Consider the following 14,855-nt stretch of genomic DNA (forward strand, 5'->3'; position numbering starts at 1 on the left):
GCCGCCAACGCCTTATTGCACAGCTTAAGCGGTTATTTACTCGGCACGTGTTTACTCAAATCAGTATTTTGTTGCGTACGAGTGAGTAACCATGTCCCGAGCCGTCGAGTTGCTTTGCTCGCGCCGCGCGCCGCACGTCGCGGTGCTGGCGCTGATGTCGGTTGTTGTTGCTGGATGCAGCTCGAGCACGCAGACCCGGCTTTCGGAAAATCCCTTTGCTTCCAATGAATCCACGGCGTCGGTGCCACAGGCCCCGGTCGAGCGCCGTGAGCTTCCGCAATATGCTCGGCCGCAGTCGCAGGTTCAGTCGCAGTCTCTTCCGCCGCCGATTACTGCGCCACAGTCCTATCCCTCGACCGGCTCCGGCGTGTCCGGTGGCGGGCGTGGAGTAGCGTCCTATGCGCCGCCCGCCCGTCCGATCGAGGCGACTGGCAGCGTTCCGCGTTCGGTTGCCGCGGTCCATCCGGCGCATGCCACAACCATCATTGTCGGCACCAGCGATACGCTGGAAATTCTGGCCCGCCGCTACAACGTGACGCCCGCTGCGATCCTTCAGGCCAACGGCTACAAGGGACCCCGCGTGCTGTCGCCGGGACAGCAGTTGATCATTCCGCGCCCGAGCGCGGTCGCGGCCGCGCCCACAACGCCAGCTATCGCCAGCAGGCCGGTTGCGGTCGCCGCCGCGACGTCCGTCCATGTCGTCAATCACGGCGATACGCTGATGGGCATTGCGCGCCGCAACCATATTTCGGCAGCCGAACTCGCCCGGGCCAACGGCCTCCAGCCGAGCACCCCACTGCGGATTGGCATGAAGCTCAACGTGCCCGTGAGATCATCTGCGGCAGCAAGCCCGATGACGGCGCCGGCGGTGGCTCAGACCGCGCCGGTCTCGACCGCGCCCGCAACCAAACTGGCGGCCGTCACGACCGACCCCCAGCAAAAGGCGAGGCTGGCGCAGACGACTGACGTCGCGGACGCTCCTGCGGCCGAGACCCCGGTCAAGGCTGCCGAGGCAACCGGTGCGTTACCGACCTTCCGCTGGCCGGTTCGGGGCAAGGTGATCACGAGCTATGGCGCCAAGACCAACGGCAAGTCGAATGACGGCATCAACCTGGCTGTTCCGGAAGGCACGCCGGTGAAGGCGGCCGAGGACGGCGTCGTCGCGTACTCCGGCAACGAGCTCAAGGGCTACGGCAACTTGGTCCTGATCCGTCACTCCAACGGCTACGTGACAGCCTATGCCCATGCCAGCGAGCTGCTCGTGAAGCGCGGCGACACCATCAAGCGCGGCCAGGTCATCGCCAAGTCAGGCCAGTCGGGCGAGGTCGCCTCACCCCAGCTTCACTTCGAGATCCGCAAGGGTTCGACGCCGGTCGATCCCCTGCAATTCCTCAACGGAGCCTGATCCGCACGCCGAGCCGGCCTGCCAGTTCCTGCGTGAACTGCCAGGCCACGCGGCCGGAGCGGGAGCCTCGGGTGGTCGACCATTCCAGGGCCTCACGCTCGAGCTCTTCCTCGGGAAGCTTGATGCCGAAATGGCTGCAATAGCCTTTCACCATCGCGAGGTACTCGTCCTGGCTGCAGCGGTGGAAGCCGAGCCAAAGGCCGAAACGATCCGAAAGCGAAACTTTCTCTTCGACCGCTTCTCCGGGATTGATCGCGGTTGAGCGTTCGTTCTCGATCATCTCACGCGCCAGAAGGTGGCGGCGGTTGGAAGTCGCATAGAGGATGACATTCTCGGGGCGCCCCTCGATGCCGCCCTCGAGCACCGCCTTCAGCGACTTGTAGGAGGCGTCGTTGCCGTCGAAGGAAAGGTCGTCGCAGAACACGATGACATTGAACGGCGCCTTGCGCAGAAGCTCCATCAGGGCCGGCAAGCTCTCGATATCCTCGCGATGAATCTCGATCAGCTTGAGTCGGTCGTCCGGCTTGCGTTCCCTGTTGATGTTGGCGTGCGTGGCCTTCACCAGCGAGGATTTTCCCATGCCGCGCGCGCCCCACAGCAGCGCGTTGTTGGCAGGAAAGCCGTTGGCGAAACGTTCGGTATTCTCGATCAGGATGTCGCGCATCCGGTCGATCCCCTTGAGCAGGCCGATATCGACCCGGCTGACGTGGGGAACGGGCGCAAGCCTTCCGTCGGGATGCCAGATGTAAGCGTCGGCCTGATGCAGGCCATTGCCGTCAGCCGAAGCCGGTGCCGCAGCGGCCAGATGGGTCGCGATGGTCTCGAGCGCCAGCGCAATTCGTTCTGCCATATCGTCGCGGCCGGAGGACGGGCCGGCCCGCTTGGGGGCCGGTCTTGCAGCGACCGGCCGCTTGGCCTTCCGGGCGGGGAGCGAGGCTTTCTTCGCGGTCTTTTTCGACATCTCGGGCCTTTCTGAGGGCGAAGCCTTAACGGGCCTTGCGGGGGCTCGCAAGCGGCCCAAATGAAGGGTCTGTCAGGGGGTTGGCGGCGTTGCAATTGGGCCGCTGGCCGCTATAGTCCGCGCAAATTTGCCCCCCGGATCGGCCGGGCGCGTGGGACGCGCGCCGTGCGGCCAACCCGCCACGAGGATTGAACGAATGCTGATTACCCCTGCGTATGCCCAGGCCGCAGCCGGCGGCGATGCCAACAGCATGTTGATGTCGCTGCTGCCGTTCGCCCTGATCTTCGTGATCATGTATTTCCTGATTCTTCGGCCGCAGCAGAAGAAGGTCAAAGATCACGCGGAGCTCGTGAAGAACATACGCCGCGGTGACACCGTGGTGACGTCGGGCGGACTGGTCGGCAAGGTGACCAAGGTTGTCGACGACGATCAGATCGAGTTCGAGATTTCTGACGGCGTCCGCGTCCGCCAGATGCGCCAGATGATCTCCGGCGTCCGCGCCAAGGGAGAGCCGGCCAAGGAAGTCGGCAAGGACGAGGCCGCCGCGAGCTGATATCGGGCGACGCTTTCTTTCGGATCTGACGAGTCAATTCAATGCTGTATTTCACACGGTGGAAAGCGCTGGCGATCATCCTGACCGCGCTCGTGGTGTGCCTGTGCGCCGTGCCGAATTTCTTTCCCGAAGCGCGGGTAAAGACCTGGCCGGCTTGGGCGCAGCGCCGCCTGGTGCTTGGTCTTGACCTGCAAGGCGGCTCCTACCTGCTGCTTGAAGTCGACTCCAACTACATCAAGAAAGAGAAGCTCGACGCGGTGCGCGACGATGTTCGCCGCGTGCTGCGCGAGGCCAAGATCGGTTACACGGGTCTCAACGCGCGCAACGATGCGGTCGAAGTGCGCATCTCGCGCGAGAATGAGGTGCAGACCGCGCTCTCGAAACTGCGCGAGCTGTCACAGCCGCTCGGTGGCCTGCTCGGTTCCAATGGCCAGCGCAGCCTCGAAGTGAGCGATGCCGGCAACGGCTTGATTCGTCTGACTGTTCCTCAGGCCGCCATCACCGAACGCATCCGGCAGACCATTGAACAATCGATCCAGATCGTGGAGCGCCGTGTCAACCAGCTCGGCACCGTCGAGCCGGTGATCCAGCGCCAGGGCAACGACCGCATTCTCGTGCAGGTTCCGGGCCTGCAGGATCCGACCCGGTTGAAGGAACTCCTTGGCAGGACCGCCAAGATGGAATTTCGCATGGTCGACGAGTCGGTGTCGCCTGACGCTGCCGCGCAGGGAACGATACCGCCGGACGACGAACTCTTGTCCGAAGTCAACGGGCCGAAACTCGTCATTAAGAAGCAAGTGCTGGTCTCAGGCGGAGATTTGAGCGACGCACAGACCGGGTTCGATCAACGGACCGGCGAGCCCGTTGTGAATTTCAAATTCAACTCGGCCGGCGCGCGCAAATTCGCGCAAGCTACGACCGAGAATGTCGGGCAGCGTTTTGCGATCGTGCTGGATAACCAGGTGATCTCCGCGCCCGTGATCCGCGAGCCCATCATCGGCGGACAAGGCCAGATCTCCGGCAGCTTTACGGTTCAGTCTGCCAATGACCTGGCGATCCTGCTGCGCGCTGGCGCGCTGCCGGCGCCTCTGACCGTCATCGAGGAACGCACGGTTGGTCCGGGTCTCGGCCAGGACTCGATCGAAAAGGGTGAACTTGCCGCCTATGTCGGTTCGATCATGGTCGTGGTCTTCATGCTTCTGACCTACCGCCTGTTCGGCTTGTTCGCCAACATCGCCGTCTCCATCAACGTAGCGATGATCTTCGGCGTGCTGTCGCTTCTCAATGCCACGCTGACGCTGCCAGGCATTGCCGGCATCGTGCTGACGGTCGGCATTGCGGTCGACTCCAACGTTCTGATCTACGAGCGTATCCGCGAGGAAATTCGCGGCGGCCGTAACGCGATCTCGGCGATCGATGCCGGGTTCAAGCGGGCGCTCGCGACGATCCTCGACTCCAATATCACCACCTTCATCGCCGCCGCGGTCCTGTTTTATATCGGCACGGGGCCGGTTCGCGGTTTCGCCGTGACGCTTGGCATCGGCATTCTCACCACTGTTTTCACCGCGTTCACGCTCACCCGGCTGATCGTTGCCTGGTGGGTTCGCTGGAAGCGGCCGCAAAGCGTGCCGATCTGAAGGAAACGCGGCCGTGACTCATTACGTCCTTCTCGGGCTTGGCATTCTGATCGTTGTGCTGACGGTGGTCAGCATTTTCGGGATTCTGCCGCCGCTGCGTATCGTTCCTGACAATACGCATTTCGATTTCACGCGCTTTCGTCGCATCAGCTTTCCGATCTCCGCGGTGCTCTCGATTGTCGCGATCACGCTGTTCTTCACACACGGCTTGAATTTCGGCATCGACTTCAAGGGCGGGACGCTCATGGAGGTGCGGGCCAAATCAGGGACGGCCGATATTGGTGCCATGCGCACGGGACTGAACGGCCTTGGTCTTGGTGACGTCCAGTTGCAGCAGTTTGGCGGCCCCGAGGAGGTCTTGATCCGGGTTGCCGAGCAGCCAGGTGGCGACCAGGCGCAACAGGAAGCCGTGCAGAAGGTGCGCGGGGCGCTGGGTGATACCGTCGAATACCGGCGCGTCGAGGTGGTCGGGCCGCGCGTGTCGGGTGAGCTTCTGGCCTATGGCATGGTCGGCCTGATGTTGGCGATCGTCGGCATCCTGATCTACCTCTGGTTCCGGTTCGAATGGCAGTTTGCGCTTGGCGCCATGATCGCCAACGTGCACGATATCGTGCTGACGATCGGCTTCATGTCGATCTCCCAGGTCGACTTCGACCTCACCAGTATTGCCGCGCTTCTGACAATTCTCGGTTACTCCTTGAACGATACGGTCGTCATCTATGACCGAATCCGGGAAATGCTCCGCCGCTACAAGAAAATGCCGATGCCGGAGCTGCTCAACGAGTCCATCAATTCGACGCTGTCGCGCTCCATCATCACCCACGTCACGGTGACCCTCGCGCTGCTGGCTCTGCTTCTGTTCGGCGGCAATGCGATCCACAGCTTTACGGCCGTCATGATGTTCGGTGTCGTGCTGGTCGGCACCTATACGTCGATCTTCATTGCCGCACCGATCCTGATCTATCTCGGCGTCGGCACAACCCGCGCCGATGCGCCGGATACGCCCGCGAAGAAGGGGTGATGGTGGATCGTTCGGAAGCTCCACATCTTCCGAGGTCAGCGCCGATTGACGCATACGGGAAGGGCGGCTTTGCCTTCGCCGATATGTCGCATCGGGGTTCGCTGCTCTGCTTGCCCGATGCCATCTGGGCCTGGCCGGTAACGCGGGCGGCCGATATCGACGAGCATTCATTGGCACGGGCTTTTGCAGCCGCAAACTTGATCGACACGTTGATCGTCGGCACCGGCACCGACGTCTGGATAGCGCCGAATCGGCTGCGCGAAGCTTTGCGCGCCGTCCATATCGGCCTCGACGCGATGCAGACTGGACCCGCGATCCGCACCTACAACATCATGATCGGTGAGCGGCGGCGAGTTGCCGCAGCGCTGATTGCGGTGCCATGAACGCGGCCGCGGACGACAGCAGCGCGGCTGGCCATTGCGCCGAGCTCGTGCGTGCGCAGGATTTCACCCGCTACGTCTCCTCGTTGTTCGTGCAGGCGCCGGAGCGGCGCGCGCTGCTGGCGCTCTATGCCTTCAATGTCGAGATTTGCCGGGTCCACACCCAGGTGAGCCAGCCTTTGCCAGGCGAGGTCAGGCTGCAGTGGTGGCGCGACATGCTTGCTGGCCAGGACCATGGCGGCGTTGAGGGCAATCCAATAGCAGCCGAACTGCTGTGGGCGATCCGCAGCCATCGATTGCCGGTTGAGCGCCTCTCGCGGCTGATCGAGGAGCACCAGTTCGACCTCTATAACGACCCCATGCCGACCATGGCCGCACTGGAAGGCTATCTCAACGACACCTCATCGGCGCTGTTCTCGCTTGCGGCAATGGTGATGGGACCTCCTTCCGCTGAGGCCGAGCATCTGGCGCGCCACGCGGGATTGGCGCAGGGGATCGTCCAGGTGATGACCACGCTGCCGCTTGACGCCTCGCAACGCCGGCTGTTCGTGCCGCAACAGGTACTGGCCAGGCACGGTTGCAATCCGGAAGACGTCTTTGGCGGCAAGCAAACGCCTGATCTGCGCAAAGCGCTGGACGATGTGCTGGGCGAAGCGCTCAAGCATTTCGACACTGCCCACACACTGCTTGCGTCAGTCGCGCCGGACATTCGACCGGTCTTTCTTCCGCTTGCGCAGGTCAAGCACGACCTTGCTGTGCTGATGCGTGCCGATAATGATCCATTCGTGGTCCGACAACCGTCGCGCTTGAGGACGCTGTGGACGTTATGGCGCGCGTCGCGCTCGCGCGCTTTCGTCGGCTGATCGGTTCAAATCTGTCGAATCGAAATTGAAGCGATCCTGGAAGTTCTTCCGGGTATCGAAAATATTCTTCAAGAAGGCGCGGTCGGGCTCGCTTGTCGCCATGGTCTCGATCAGATCGAGCTGGTTGGTGGCGACCAGCTGCAGAAGCTCAATGCGCGGCCTGCCGGTCGCATCGCGCGGCAAGGCTTTGACGATCTGGATATGCTCCGGTGGCTTGGGACCGCCGGCCGCAGCGAGCGTACCCTTCAACTCGGTCTCGAGCGCAGTCTGATCGGATTCGACAAAGGCATAAAGGCCGACGCCAACGCGGCGATCCGGAAAGGCAACGATGGCAGCATCGCGGACGGCGGGGTTTTTCCGGATCTCCTGCACCAGCACCGGCGCGTCGTTGACCAGCCGCCGCCCGCCGCCTTCGCGGTCGGTGAAATTGAACAGGCCTCGCGTGATCGCCTGATAGACTTTCTTGCCGGTTGCGAGCCAAACGCTCGCGACCATCGATTTGCGCGCTAGGATCTGGCGCTCTTTCGGCGTCAATGCGTCGCGCGCGTAGCTGCGCTTGTGCTTCAGCAGATGCCGAAGGTCTTCGTAGGCCAGGATGCGAAACAGCCGGTTGCGCTTTCGAAAGCAGGCCGCCAACTGGAAATCCGTCAAATAGGCGCGGCCGTCGCGTCCGACCAGCCAGTTTTGCTCCTTGGCGAGGTCGTTGTGGCAGACGCCGGCGCGATGCAGCCGCCGTAGCGCCTGTTTGGCCGAACGAAAATAAGCGACGTCGCCGGCCGGCTTGACCAGATGGAGCGCGACGCCGTCGATGAAACCGCGCACCAACGCTTGCCGGCCGCCCCACAATAGTTCCGGCCCGACGTTAAGGCCGCGCGCCACGGCAAGGGCGTGCCGCTCACGCCGGAACAGATGTCGCGCGAGCAGGTACGACCACCAGGGCACTTGATCGGTCCGGCGCAGGATAGCGTCGACCTCGCCGTTCGCCGTGCGAAAACGGCCGCGCTCGACCGACGAAAAAACGTCGCGCTTGAGCAGGACACCTTCGGTCCATTGCGCCGACAAGATGTCGGCGTCGTCGCTTGGCAGGCTCATGAAATACTCACGCGGCTGCGGGTAGTGCGGCCAATTTGATGTTCCTATCAGTTTCGCCGCAAGTTCGTCTTAGGAACATCAAATTCCAAGGCCGCACTAAAGACTGACATTTGCTAGAGCTCCGTCGATCCCGAAGTTCGCATCAGAGGTTACCGCAAGGGTTTGCGAACTTCGGAATCGGAGCTCTAGCCGCAAGTGGTCGGCGATCCATCGATCGATATCGGTTAGCGCCCGCGCACTGAGGGCCTGACGCTTGGCAATCGCCTTTTCGTTGCCGCGCAGACGCGTGCCATCAGCCTTTCGCGTGGTCGGATTGGCGAGCGGCGGGAACAGTCCGAAATTGATGTTCATCGGTTGGAACGAGCGTGGACCGTCGTCGATCGTCTCCAGATGACCGCCGGTGATATGCCCAAGCAACGATCCCAGCGCGGTTGTTGGAGGCGGCGAGGGCAGCGCACGGCTGCGGGCGTCGGCCGCAGCATAGAGGCCCGCGATCAAGCCGATGCTGGCCGACTCCACATAACCTTCGCAGCCGGTCATTTGGCCAGCAAAGCGCAATCGCGGCGCAGCCTTCAGGCGCAACTGGCCGTCCAACAGCTTTGGCGAATTCAGGAACGTGTTGCGATGCAGACCGCCGAGCCGCGCAAATTCGGCGTTCTCAAGCCCCGGGATCATCCTGAAGATGCGCTGCTGCGCGCCGTACTTCAGTTTGGTTTGAAAACCGACGATGTTGTAGAGCGTGCCGAGTTTGTTGTCCTGGCGCAGCTGCACGATCGCATAGGCTTTGACGGTTGGATTGTGCGGGTTTGTGAGCCCGACCGGCTTCATCGGGCCGTGGCGAAGCGTCTCGGCGCCGCGCTCGGCCATCACCTCGATCGGCAGGCAGCCGTCGAAATACGGCGTGCTGGTTTCCCATTCCTTGAAATCGGTTTTCTCGCCCCCGACAAGCGCTGCGACGAAGTCGTCGTACTGTTCCTTCGTCATCGGGCAATTGATGTAGTCGGCGCCCGTGCCGCCGGGGCCGACCTTGTCGTAGCGCGACTGAAACCACGCTTTCGACATGTCGATGCTGTCGCGGTGCACGATCGGCGCGATCGCATCGAAAAACGCCAGCGCGTTCTCGTCGGTCAGCTCGCGGATCGCTTCGGCCAGCGGCGCCGAGGTGAGGGGACCGGTCGCGACGATCACTTGGTCCCAGTCTGCCGGCGGCAGCCCTTCGATTTCGCCGCGCCTGAGTTCGATCAGCGGGTGATCCTCGAGCGCTTTGGAGACGGCTGCTGAAAAACCGTCGCGATCGACCGCAAGCGCGCCGCCCGCCGGGACTTGATTGGCGTCAGCCGTGCGCATGATCAGCGAGCCGAGCCGGCGCATTTCGGCGTGAAGCAAACCCACTGCGTTGTTGGCGGCATCGTCGGAGCGAAACGAATTCGAGCAGACGAGTTCGGCGAAACCTTCCGTGCGATGAGCCTCGGTCATCCGCTGCGGGCGCATCTCGTGAAGGATGACGCGAACGCCAGCATTGGCGGCTTGCCAGGCCGCTTCCGAGCCTGCGAGACCGCCGCCGATGATGTGAATGGGTTCCAATGAAAGAGTGCCTGTCATGAGGCACAGAGGTAGCGCGTTTCGTTTGCGAGTGGAATGCGCGGGATGGTCTACACACGACAACGCCCGCCGGCGGCGGGCGTTATCCGTTTGCAGTCAGCTAATCGAAACTCAGGCGGTGTAAGTGCCGGCCGCAACGCGCGGAATGTCCGAGCGGTCGAGCCCGATGTCGGCCAGTTCCCGATCGGTGAGCTGGGACAGTTCGGCAACGTTGCGCTGATAATCGCGGAACGCTTGGATCATTCGGATGAGCGAGAGCAGCATGGTAGTCTCCTTGAATTCTTGATTCACCCTTTGGGAGAGGGCTGAATCATCAAGGTCGAATATAGGTTCCTATATCGCAGTGCAGAAGCATAATTGCTGCGTTGCAGCTAAGCTTTTTACGCATGGCTTGGCAAGGATTGATTAACCATTCGTCGATTGCCTTTGTGGAGGTCGCAGACCGCTTTCGAGCAAACTGTGGGGTTTTGGCATCCTCACCTTGAAAAACTGAAAATATGGCGTGGCTCAAGCGCTTTGGCGCTGATAACTAGGCGGGCCTATGTATGAGTCATCAGCATGCATAGAAATGAATAATAAATCAGTTTATTAGAACCCGATCGCTACGGCGCGTGGGTAAGCTGCGTGGCGAAATAGGCCACTGTCCGCGCGTAAACGTCGCTCTTGTTCCACTCTTGGATCGCGGGGAAGTTAGGGCTTCCCGGCTGCCAGTCCTTGCCCTTCTGCCAGCCATGGTTCTGCAAGAAGTTGGCCGTGGAGGCCAGAACGTCGGCGGGGCTCTTCAAGAGGTCGCGGCGGCCGTTGGCGTCGAAGTCGACCGCATATTTGATGTAGTTCGACGGCATGAACTGGGTTTGACCGATTTCGCCAGCCCAGGCGCCGCGCATTTCCGCCGGCGTCAGGTCGCCACGATCGATGATGCGAAGCGCGTCCAGCAGTTCGCCGCGAAACATCTCGGAGCGCCGGCAATCGTACGCCAGCGTCGCCAACGACCTCAGGGTCGGAAACTTTCCGATATTGACGCCGAAATCGGTCTCAAGCCCCCAGATCGCGACCAGCACTTCGCCGGGCACGCCGTAGGTTTCCTCGATCCGCGACAGCACCGATCCGTATTGCTTCAGCATGTTGGCGCCGCGCGCGAGACGGGGCGGCACCATGCGGCCGGAAAATTGTTCAAAGCTCTGATCGAAAACCTTCTGGGAGTGATCGCGCGTGAGCACGCTTTGATCGAGCGTCACGCCATTCAGGCTGGATGTAATGGTCGCCTGCGAAATCCCTTTTGACGCCGCCTCGGTCTTGAAATCATCAAGCCAGGCCTGAAAGCTGCCCGAGCCGCACGGCACTGCCGCGTTCGACACTGTTGCCGATATCGCCAAGGCAAAGCTCGCAGTCAGGGCGCAACCAAAAAACCGCAAATGTCGCAAGCGAATCGCCTTCCGCGCTGGAGAAAGGATGGGCGTTATGTCGGGCGCAACCTCGGCCAAAACAAGGCTGCGATGCAACACGCGGAACTGCCGGGCAGCAATGCCGGGCTGCCGGTTCATTGCTGCCGGCAGTCCGGCCGCTCGATTTTATTGATGCGCCCTTATGTGCCGTCCTTGCGCCGCCAGGGAAACAGGTTGGCCGGAAAATCCGCGGCCGGGCGTTTCTCGCGCGGCGGGCGCGGCGGGTCGGGCCGGCGATTGGGATCCGGCGCGATCACCTTGCGATAGAGATGCCAGGTGGCGTGACCGAGCAGCGGGATGACGATGGCAAGCCCGAGGAAGAGCGGGATCGATCCCGCGACCAAAAGCGCGGCCACGATCAGGCCCCAGGCGGCCATCGCAACCGGATTGGCCGCGACCACGCGCAGCGACGTGACCATCGCTTCGCCGGTCGTGGCATGGCGGTCAAGCATCAGCGGGAAAGAGACGACGCTGATGCAGAGCGCCACCAGCGCGAACAGGAAACCGACACCGCAGCCGACGACAATCAGCCACCATCCCTGGGGCGTGGTTAAAACGCGCCGGATGAAATCAGGGATTTCGGCTGCAGACGCATAGCCGAACGTCGCGACGTAAATCGCCTGCGCGACCGCAATCCAGACGACGAACAGTGCAAGCAGCAACGTACCGAGGCCGAGCATCGCACCGAAGGAGGGCGAGGAGAACACATCAAGCGCATCCCAGGCGGAAGCTTCCTCGCCGAGCTCGCGGCGACGGCTGAGTTCGTAAAGGCCGAGCGCTGCGAAGGGACCGAGCAGGGCAAAGCCCGCGGCTAGCGGAAACAACAGCGGCAAGACCGAGTAGCCGAGCACTGTGCGGGCGAGCGCAAGGCCGAGGACCGGATAGATCACGCAGAGAATGATGGCGTGGCTCGGGACAGCCTTGAAATCCTCCCAGCCCAGCCGCAATGCGTCATGCAAATCGGACAGGCCGATGTGGCGGATGACGGGACCGGCGGTATCTTGAGCTGGCTGGGCCAGCGGTTGGGCATTGCCCGAGTATGGGTTGGCCATGGTCGCACTCTCCCTTGACGCGGCGGTCTGCCTTGACGTCGAAAGAGGACGTTCGGGACCGTCCGCGCAGATATGATCACGATCAGGCCAGACGCGAAGACAGGGAAGCCACTGGCCGTGTCGCGAACTGATGGTTGATGGTACTCCGATTTGCTCGTTTTGTCTCTCACGGCTGAGTGACGCGGGTGCGAAGCGTGCCGCACATATTCGCCTCAATTTGAATGCTCTTGATTTGAATGGTCTTGCGCCGACTTTCGTGATGGCTTGTTGTTCGCTTTGCGGCGCAACAGAAGCGCTGCGTTTTTCGTCGGTGTTCCGCTTGCTGTCCCCTGTCATTCCGCCGTCATTGCCGCGGTGTTCAGTCAAATCGTCGTGGCGGTCCCGCATTGGCAAGGTTGGCCGACGAGACTAAGCTTCCGTTGATCCGGCCGGGGTGCTGCCGGAATTTAGCAATAACCAGTTCACGTCGTCATCAAATCCAGCATTCACCAGGAGCGAGCGATGAGTATTTTCGGAAAAATCATGAGCGCGATCTTCGGCAGCTCGGCAAGCGCGACCCCTGCGAGCGGCGGCGCGGCCGCTCAGGCCTCAGGCGGCGCGGCATCATCGAGCGCATCCGCATCCACGTCGGCCGCTGCGCCTACGCAGACTGTCGATGTCGCGGCGATCCTGGACAAGGCTGTCGCGGCACAAAAGGAAAAGCTGGAGTGGCGGACCTCCATCGTCGATATGATGAAGGCTCTTAACATTGATTCCAGTCTCACCGCACGCAAAGAGCTTGCCCACGAGCTCGGCTATACCGGCGATACCAACGATTCCGCCTCGATGAACATCTGGCTGCACAAGCAGATGATGGCCAAGCTCGCCGCCAACGGCGGAAAGCTGCCGTCGGACGTCAAATGGTGACGTGACTTTTCACAGGATGCCAAAAGGCCCGCGATTTCGCGGGCCTTTTTCATGCCGTCGTTGCAGTGGCATTGGCTTGCCCGACCTCCAGGCGGGCGGTAGACAGCGTTATCGGGAATGACACAATCCGGGAGCTAGGCGCATGGACACCGTCGATCGCAGGACCCTTCTCGCGACAGGTGCGCTGGCGCTGGCGGGGACCGCTGCCGCAAGCTGCCCGGCCGAGGCGCAATCGGGCTCCAGGCCGATCTTCGACGTGCCGGCGGTGACGGTCCCGATCGCAGGCGAGAAAGACGTTTTTCCGGTTCGCCGCATCTATTGCATCGGACGCAATTACGCAGCCCATGCGATTGAGCGCGGCTCCGACCCGACGCGCGAGCCGCCGTTTTTCTTCCAGAAGCCGACCGATGCGATCCAGTTTGTTGCGGCGGGTACCGTGATGGATCATCCCTATCCGTCGCTGACGAAAAACTATCACCACGAGGTCGAACTCGTGGCCGCGCTGAAATCCGGCGGCACCGATATTGCGGCGGAGAAAGCGCTCGATCACGTCTACGGCTATGCGCTCGGTCTCGACATGACGCGGCGCGATCTTCAGAACGGCATGGCGGCGGAGAAGAAGCCGTGGGAGATCGGCAAAAGCTTTGACCATGCGGCGGTGATCGGGCCGATCCATCCCGCCGGCAAGACCGGGCACTTCACCAAGGGCGCGATCTCGCTTGCCGTCAACGGCAACGTTCGCCAGTCGTCCAACCTCGACAAGATGATCTGGAGCGTCGCTGAGCAGATCGCGAAACTCTCGGAAGCCTTCGAGCTGAAGGCCGGCGACATCATCTATTCCGGCACGCCGGAAAATGTCGGCCCCGTCGTGAAGGGCGACGTGCTGCTCGCCAAGCTCGATGGCCTGCCGGACATGTCGATCCGGATCGTGTGAGAGCTTTGTCGTCCCCGCGCGCGGGGACCCATACACCGCGGCTTTTCCGTTTTCGTAGCCGGTTGCCATTCTTCGCTACGATCGGCTTCCATGGTTATGGGTCCCTGCTTTCGCAGGGACGACGGCGAGCCAAATCATCACCCGACCAAATCCTGATATTCCGGATGCTTGTGCAGGTAGTCGACGACAAAGGCGCAGGCGCCGATCACCTTGCGGCCGTCGGCGCGGATCAGCGCGAGCGCGCCTTCGACCAGCCGTGACGCGATGCCCTGACCGCGCAACGCCCGCGGCGTTTCCGTATGGGTGATGATCACGGCCGCCGGTGTCAGGCGATAATTGGCGAAAGCCACGCCGCCGTCGACATCAAGTTCAAAACGGCTCAGCGCCTTGTTGTCGCGGATGTCAGTCATCTCAACTCTTCAGCAGATCGGTAAACTCGGGATGCTTGCCGATCCAGGCTTTGACGAAGGGACATTGGGCAATGACCTTGAGGCCGTCGGCGCGCACCTGGTCGAGCGCCCCTTTCACCAGCCGAGAGCCGACGCCCTGTCCACCAAGTTCGGGCGGCACTTCGGTGTGGATGAAGGTGATGACGCCGTCGTCGATCTTGTAGTAGGTCGCGGCGAGATGACCGTCGATCACGAGCTCGTAGCGATGGTGCGCCTTGTTGTTGACGACGTCACTCATGGAGTTTTCCCGCTGCAAGCATTTAATTCGTCCGTCCTGCCATTAACAAAATGTCCTGAATCTGGTTCAAGCCCTAGTGTCCCGGTTCTGGCATTCGTATCATATCGCGGCAGGCACTTTTACGAATGTCAGAACCAAAGGGACACTAGCAAAAATATGATTCTGGTGAAGCTTTGACTCTGACGTTCCTTGGTCGCGGTCGCTGCGAAACTGAAAGGAACGTCAAAGTCGCTTCACTAGGCCTGCGCGGCCGCCTTTTGCATGTCGGTCTGAACCCTGTCGTAGAGCACGCGCCACGACGCCAACATGTCAGGGGT

At 61.8% G+C, this 14,855-nt stretch carries 15 protein-coding genes and 1 pseudogene; 8 read left to right on the forward strand and 8 right to left on the reverse strand.

From position 1 onward, the window contains the following. Positions 1 to 91: 91 nt before the first annotated feature. Positions 92 to 1,405 (forward strand): LysM peptidoglycan-binding domain-containing M23 family metallopeptidase, encoded by a 1,314-nt coding sequence (locus tag VFB05_RS30240; protein WP_325019489.1) that lies wholly within the window; start codon positions 92 to 94, stop codon positions 1,403 to 1,405. On the opposite strand, the gene VFB05_RS30245 is transcribed toward VFB05_RS30240, so the two are convergent. Further along, positions 1,392 to 2,366 (reverse strand): ATP-binding protein, encoded by a 975-nt coding sequence (locus VFB05_RS30245; protein WP_325019491.1) that lies wholly within the window; start codon positions 2,364 to 2,366, stop codon positions 1,392 to 1,394. The two genes, VFB05_RS30240 and VFB05_RS30245, sit on opposite strands and share 14 nt — an antisense overlap. A gap of 196 nt (positions 2,367 to 2,562) precedes the next feature. Here VFB05_RS30245 and yajC point away from each other — a divergent pair, with 196 nt between their 5' ends. From yajC to VFB05_RS30270, 5 genes are read left to right on the forward strand one after another with little or no spacing between them, the layout of a single operon-like run. Then, complete coding sequence (gene yajC, locus VFB05_RS30250) at positions 2,563 to 2,919, forward strand: preprotein translocase subunit YajC (RefSeq protein WP_325019493.1); 357 nt, start codon at positions 2,563 to 2,565, stop codon at positions 2,917 to 2,919. Positions 2,920 to 2,960: 41 nt separating this feature from the next. After that, complete coding sequence (gene secD / locus VFB05_RS30255; RefSeq protein WP_325019495.1) at positions 2,961 to 4,556, forward strand: protein translocase subunit SecD; 1,596 nt, start codon at positions 2,961 to 2,963, stop codon at positions 4,554 to 4,556. 13 nt (positions 4,557 to 4,569) lie between these two features. Further along, positions 4,570 to 5,577 (forward strand): protein translocase subunit SecF, encoded by a 1,008-nt coding sequence (secF, locus tag VFB05_RS30260; protein ID WP_325019497.1) that lies wholly within the window; start codon positions 4,570 to 4,572, stop codon positions 5,575 to 5,577. Next, on the forward strand, positions 5,577 to 5,960 hold the full coding sequence (locus VFB05_RS30265; RefSeq protein ID WP_325019499.1) for an Mth938-like domain-containing protein: 384 nt from the start codon (positions 5,577 to 5,579) through the stop codon (positions 5,958 to 5,960). Before secF ends, VFB05_RS30265 begins: the two co-directional genes overlap by 1 nt. Next, positions 5,957 to 6,820, forward strand: coding sequence for a phytoene/squalene synthase family protein (locus tag VFB05_RS30270; protein ID WP_325019502.1), 864 nt, complete (start codon positions 5,957 to 5,959; stop codon positions 6,818 to 6,820). The genes VFB05_RS30265 and VFB05_RS30270 overlap by 4 nt, the downstream gene beginning before the upstream one ends. Here the strand turns inward: VFB05_RS30270 and VFB05_RS30275 are convergent. The 5 genes and pseudogenes from VFB05_RS30275 to VFB05_RS30295 all read right to left on the reverse strand — a co-directional run bounded on the left by VFB05_RS30275 (position 6,782) and on the right by VFB05_RS30295 (position 12,011). Next, positions 6,782 to 7,912 carry an AMP-binding enzyme gene (locus VFB05_RS30275; protein ID WP_325019503.1) on the reverse strand — a complete coding sequence of 377 codons (1,131 nt, stop codon included), beginning with the start codon at positions 7,910 to 7,912 and terminating at the stop codon, positions 6,782 to 6,784. The genes VFB05_RS30270 and VFB05_RS30275 overlap by 39 nt on opposite strands. Positions 7,913 to 8,098: 186 nt before the next feature. Continuing rightward, positions 8,099 to 9,514 (reverse strand): annotated as a pseudogene (gene trmFO, locus VFB05_RS30280) (methylenetetrahydrofolate--tRNA-(uracil(54)-C(5))-methyltransferase (FADH(2)-oxidizing) TrmFO); the annotation flags it as partial. Positions 9,515 to 9,625: 111 nt separating this feature from the next. After that, positions 9,626 to 9,778 carry a DUF1127 domain-containing protein gene (locus tag VFB05_RS30285; RefSeq protein ID WP_325019505.1) on the reverse strand — a complete coding sequence of 51 codons (153 nt, stop codon included), beginning with the start codon at positions 9,776 to 9,778 and terminating at the stop codon, positions 9,626 to 9,628. A gap of 338 nt (positions 9,779 to 10,116) precedes the next feature. Then, positions 10,117 to 10,908 carry a lytic murein transglycosylase gene (locus tag VFB05_RS30290; protein ID WP_414643339.1) on the reverse strand — a complete coding sequence of 264 codons (792 nt, stop codon included), beginning with the start codon at positions 10,906 to 10,908 and terminating at the stop codon, positions 10,117 to 10,119. 191 nt (positions 10,909 to 11,099) lie between these two features. Then, positions 11,100 to 12,011 carry a DUF2189 domain-containing protein gene (locus VFB05_RS30295; protein WP_325019509.1) on the reverse strand — a complete coding sequence of 304 codons (912 nt, stop codon included), beginning with the start codon at positions 12,009 to 12,011 and terminating at the stop codon, positions 11,100 to 11,102. Between the two features lie 501 nt (positions 12,012 to 12,512). On the opposite strand from VFB05_RS30295, the gene VFB05_RS30300 reads away from it, so the two are divergent. Next, positions 12,513 to 12,917 (forward strand): DUF3597 domain-containing protein, encoded by a 405-nt coding sequence (locus VFB05_RS30300; RefSeq protein ID WP_325019512.1) that lies wholly within the window; start codon positions 12,513 to 12,515, stop codon positions 12,915 to 12,917. 142 nt (positions 12,918 to 13,059) lie between these two features. Next, positions 13,060 to 13,851, forward strand: coding sequence for a fumarylacetoacetate hydrolase family protein (locus VFB05_RS30305; protein WP_325019515.1), 792 nt, complete (start codon positions 13,060 to 13,062; stop codon positions 13,849 to 13,851). A gap of 137 nt (positions 13,852 to 13,988) precedes the next feature. On the opposite strand, the gene VFB05_RS30310 is transcribed toward VFB05_RS30305, so the two are convergent. Both VFB05_RS30310 and VFB05_RS30315 read right to left on the reverse strand, forming a co-directional pair. Then, on the reverse strand, positions 13,989 to 14,261 hold the full coding sequence (locus tag VFB05_RS30310; protein ID WP_325019517.1) for a GNAT family N-acetyltransferase: 273 nt from the start codon (positions 14,259 to 14,261) through the stop codon (positions 13,989 to 13,991). Position 14,262: 1 nt separating this feature from the next. Then, complete coding sequence (locus tag VFB05_RS30315; protein WP_325019519.1) at positions 14,263 to 14,538, reverse strand: GNAT family N-acetyltransferase; 276 nt, start codon at positions 14,536 to 14,538, stop codon at positions 14,263 to 14,265. Positions 14,539 to 14,855 lie beyond the last annotated feature (317 nt).

The organism is Bradyrhizobium sp. (assembly GCF_035652035.1).
Lineage (GTDB): Bacteria > Pseudomonadota > Alphaproteobacteria > Rhizobiales > Xanthobacteraceae > Bradyrhizobium.

Bases quoted from the DNA above. Each gene is read 5' to 3' on its own strand.
- VFB05_RS30240 (WP_325019489.1), top strand. From the start codon at position 92: ATGTCCCGAGCCGTCGAGTTGCTTTGCTCGCGCCGCGCGCCGCACGTC.
- VFB05_RS30315 (WP_325019519.1), bottom strand. From the start codon at position 14,538: ATGAGTGACGTCGTCAACAACAAGGCGCACCATCGCTACGAGCTCGTG.
- VFB05_RS30300 (WP_325019512.1), top strand. From the start codon at position 12,513: ATGAGTATTTTCGGAAAAATCATGAGCGCGATCTTCGGCAGCTCGGCA.
- VFB05_RS30310 (WP_325019517.1), bottom strand. From the start codon at position 14,261: ATGACTGACATCCGCGACAACAAGGCGCTGAGCCGTTTTGAACTTGAT.
- VFB05_RS30305 (WP_325019515.1), top strand. From the start codon at position 13,060: ATGGACACCGTCGATCGCAGGACCCTTCTCGCGACAGGTGCGCTGGCG.
- secD (WP_325019495.1), top strand. From the start codon at position 2,961: ATGCTGTATTTCACACGGTGGAAAGCGCTGGCGATCATCCTGACCGCG.
- VFB05_RS30275 (WP_325019503.1), bottom strand. From the start codon at position 7,912: ATGAGCCTGCCAAGCGACGACGCCGACATCTTGTCGGCGCAATGGACC.
- yajC (WP_325019493.1), top strand. From the start codon at position 2,563: ATGCTGATTACCCCTGCGTATGCCCAGGCCGCAGCCGGCGGCGATGCC.
- VFB05_RS30270 (WP_325019502.1), top strand. From the start codon at position 5,957: ATGAACGCGGCCGCGGACGACAGCAGCGCGGCTGGCCATTGCGCCGAG.
- VFB05_RS30245 (WP_325019491.1), bottom strand. From the start codon at position 2,366: ATGTCGAAAAAGACCGCGAAGAAAGCCTCGCTCCCCGCCCGGAAGGCC.
- VFB05_RS30285 (WP_325019505.1), bottom strand. From the start codon at position 9,778: ATGCTGCTCTCGCTCATCCGAATGATCCAAGCGTTCCGCGATTATCAG.
- VFB05_RS30295 (WP_325019509.1), bottom strand. From the start codon at position 12,011: ATGGCCAACCCATACTCGGGCAATGCCCAACCGCTGGCCCAGCCAGCT.
- VFB05_RS30265 (WP_325019499.1), top strand. From the start codon at position 5,577: ATGGTGGATCGTTCGGAAGCTCCACATCTTCCGAGGTCAGCGCCGATT.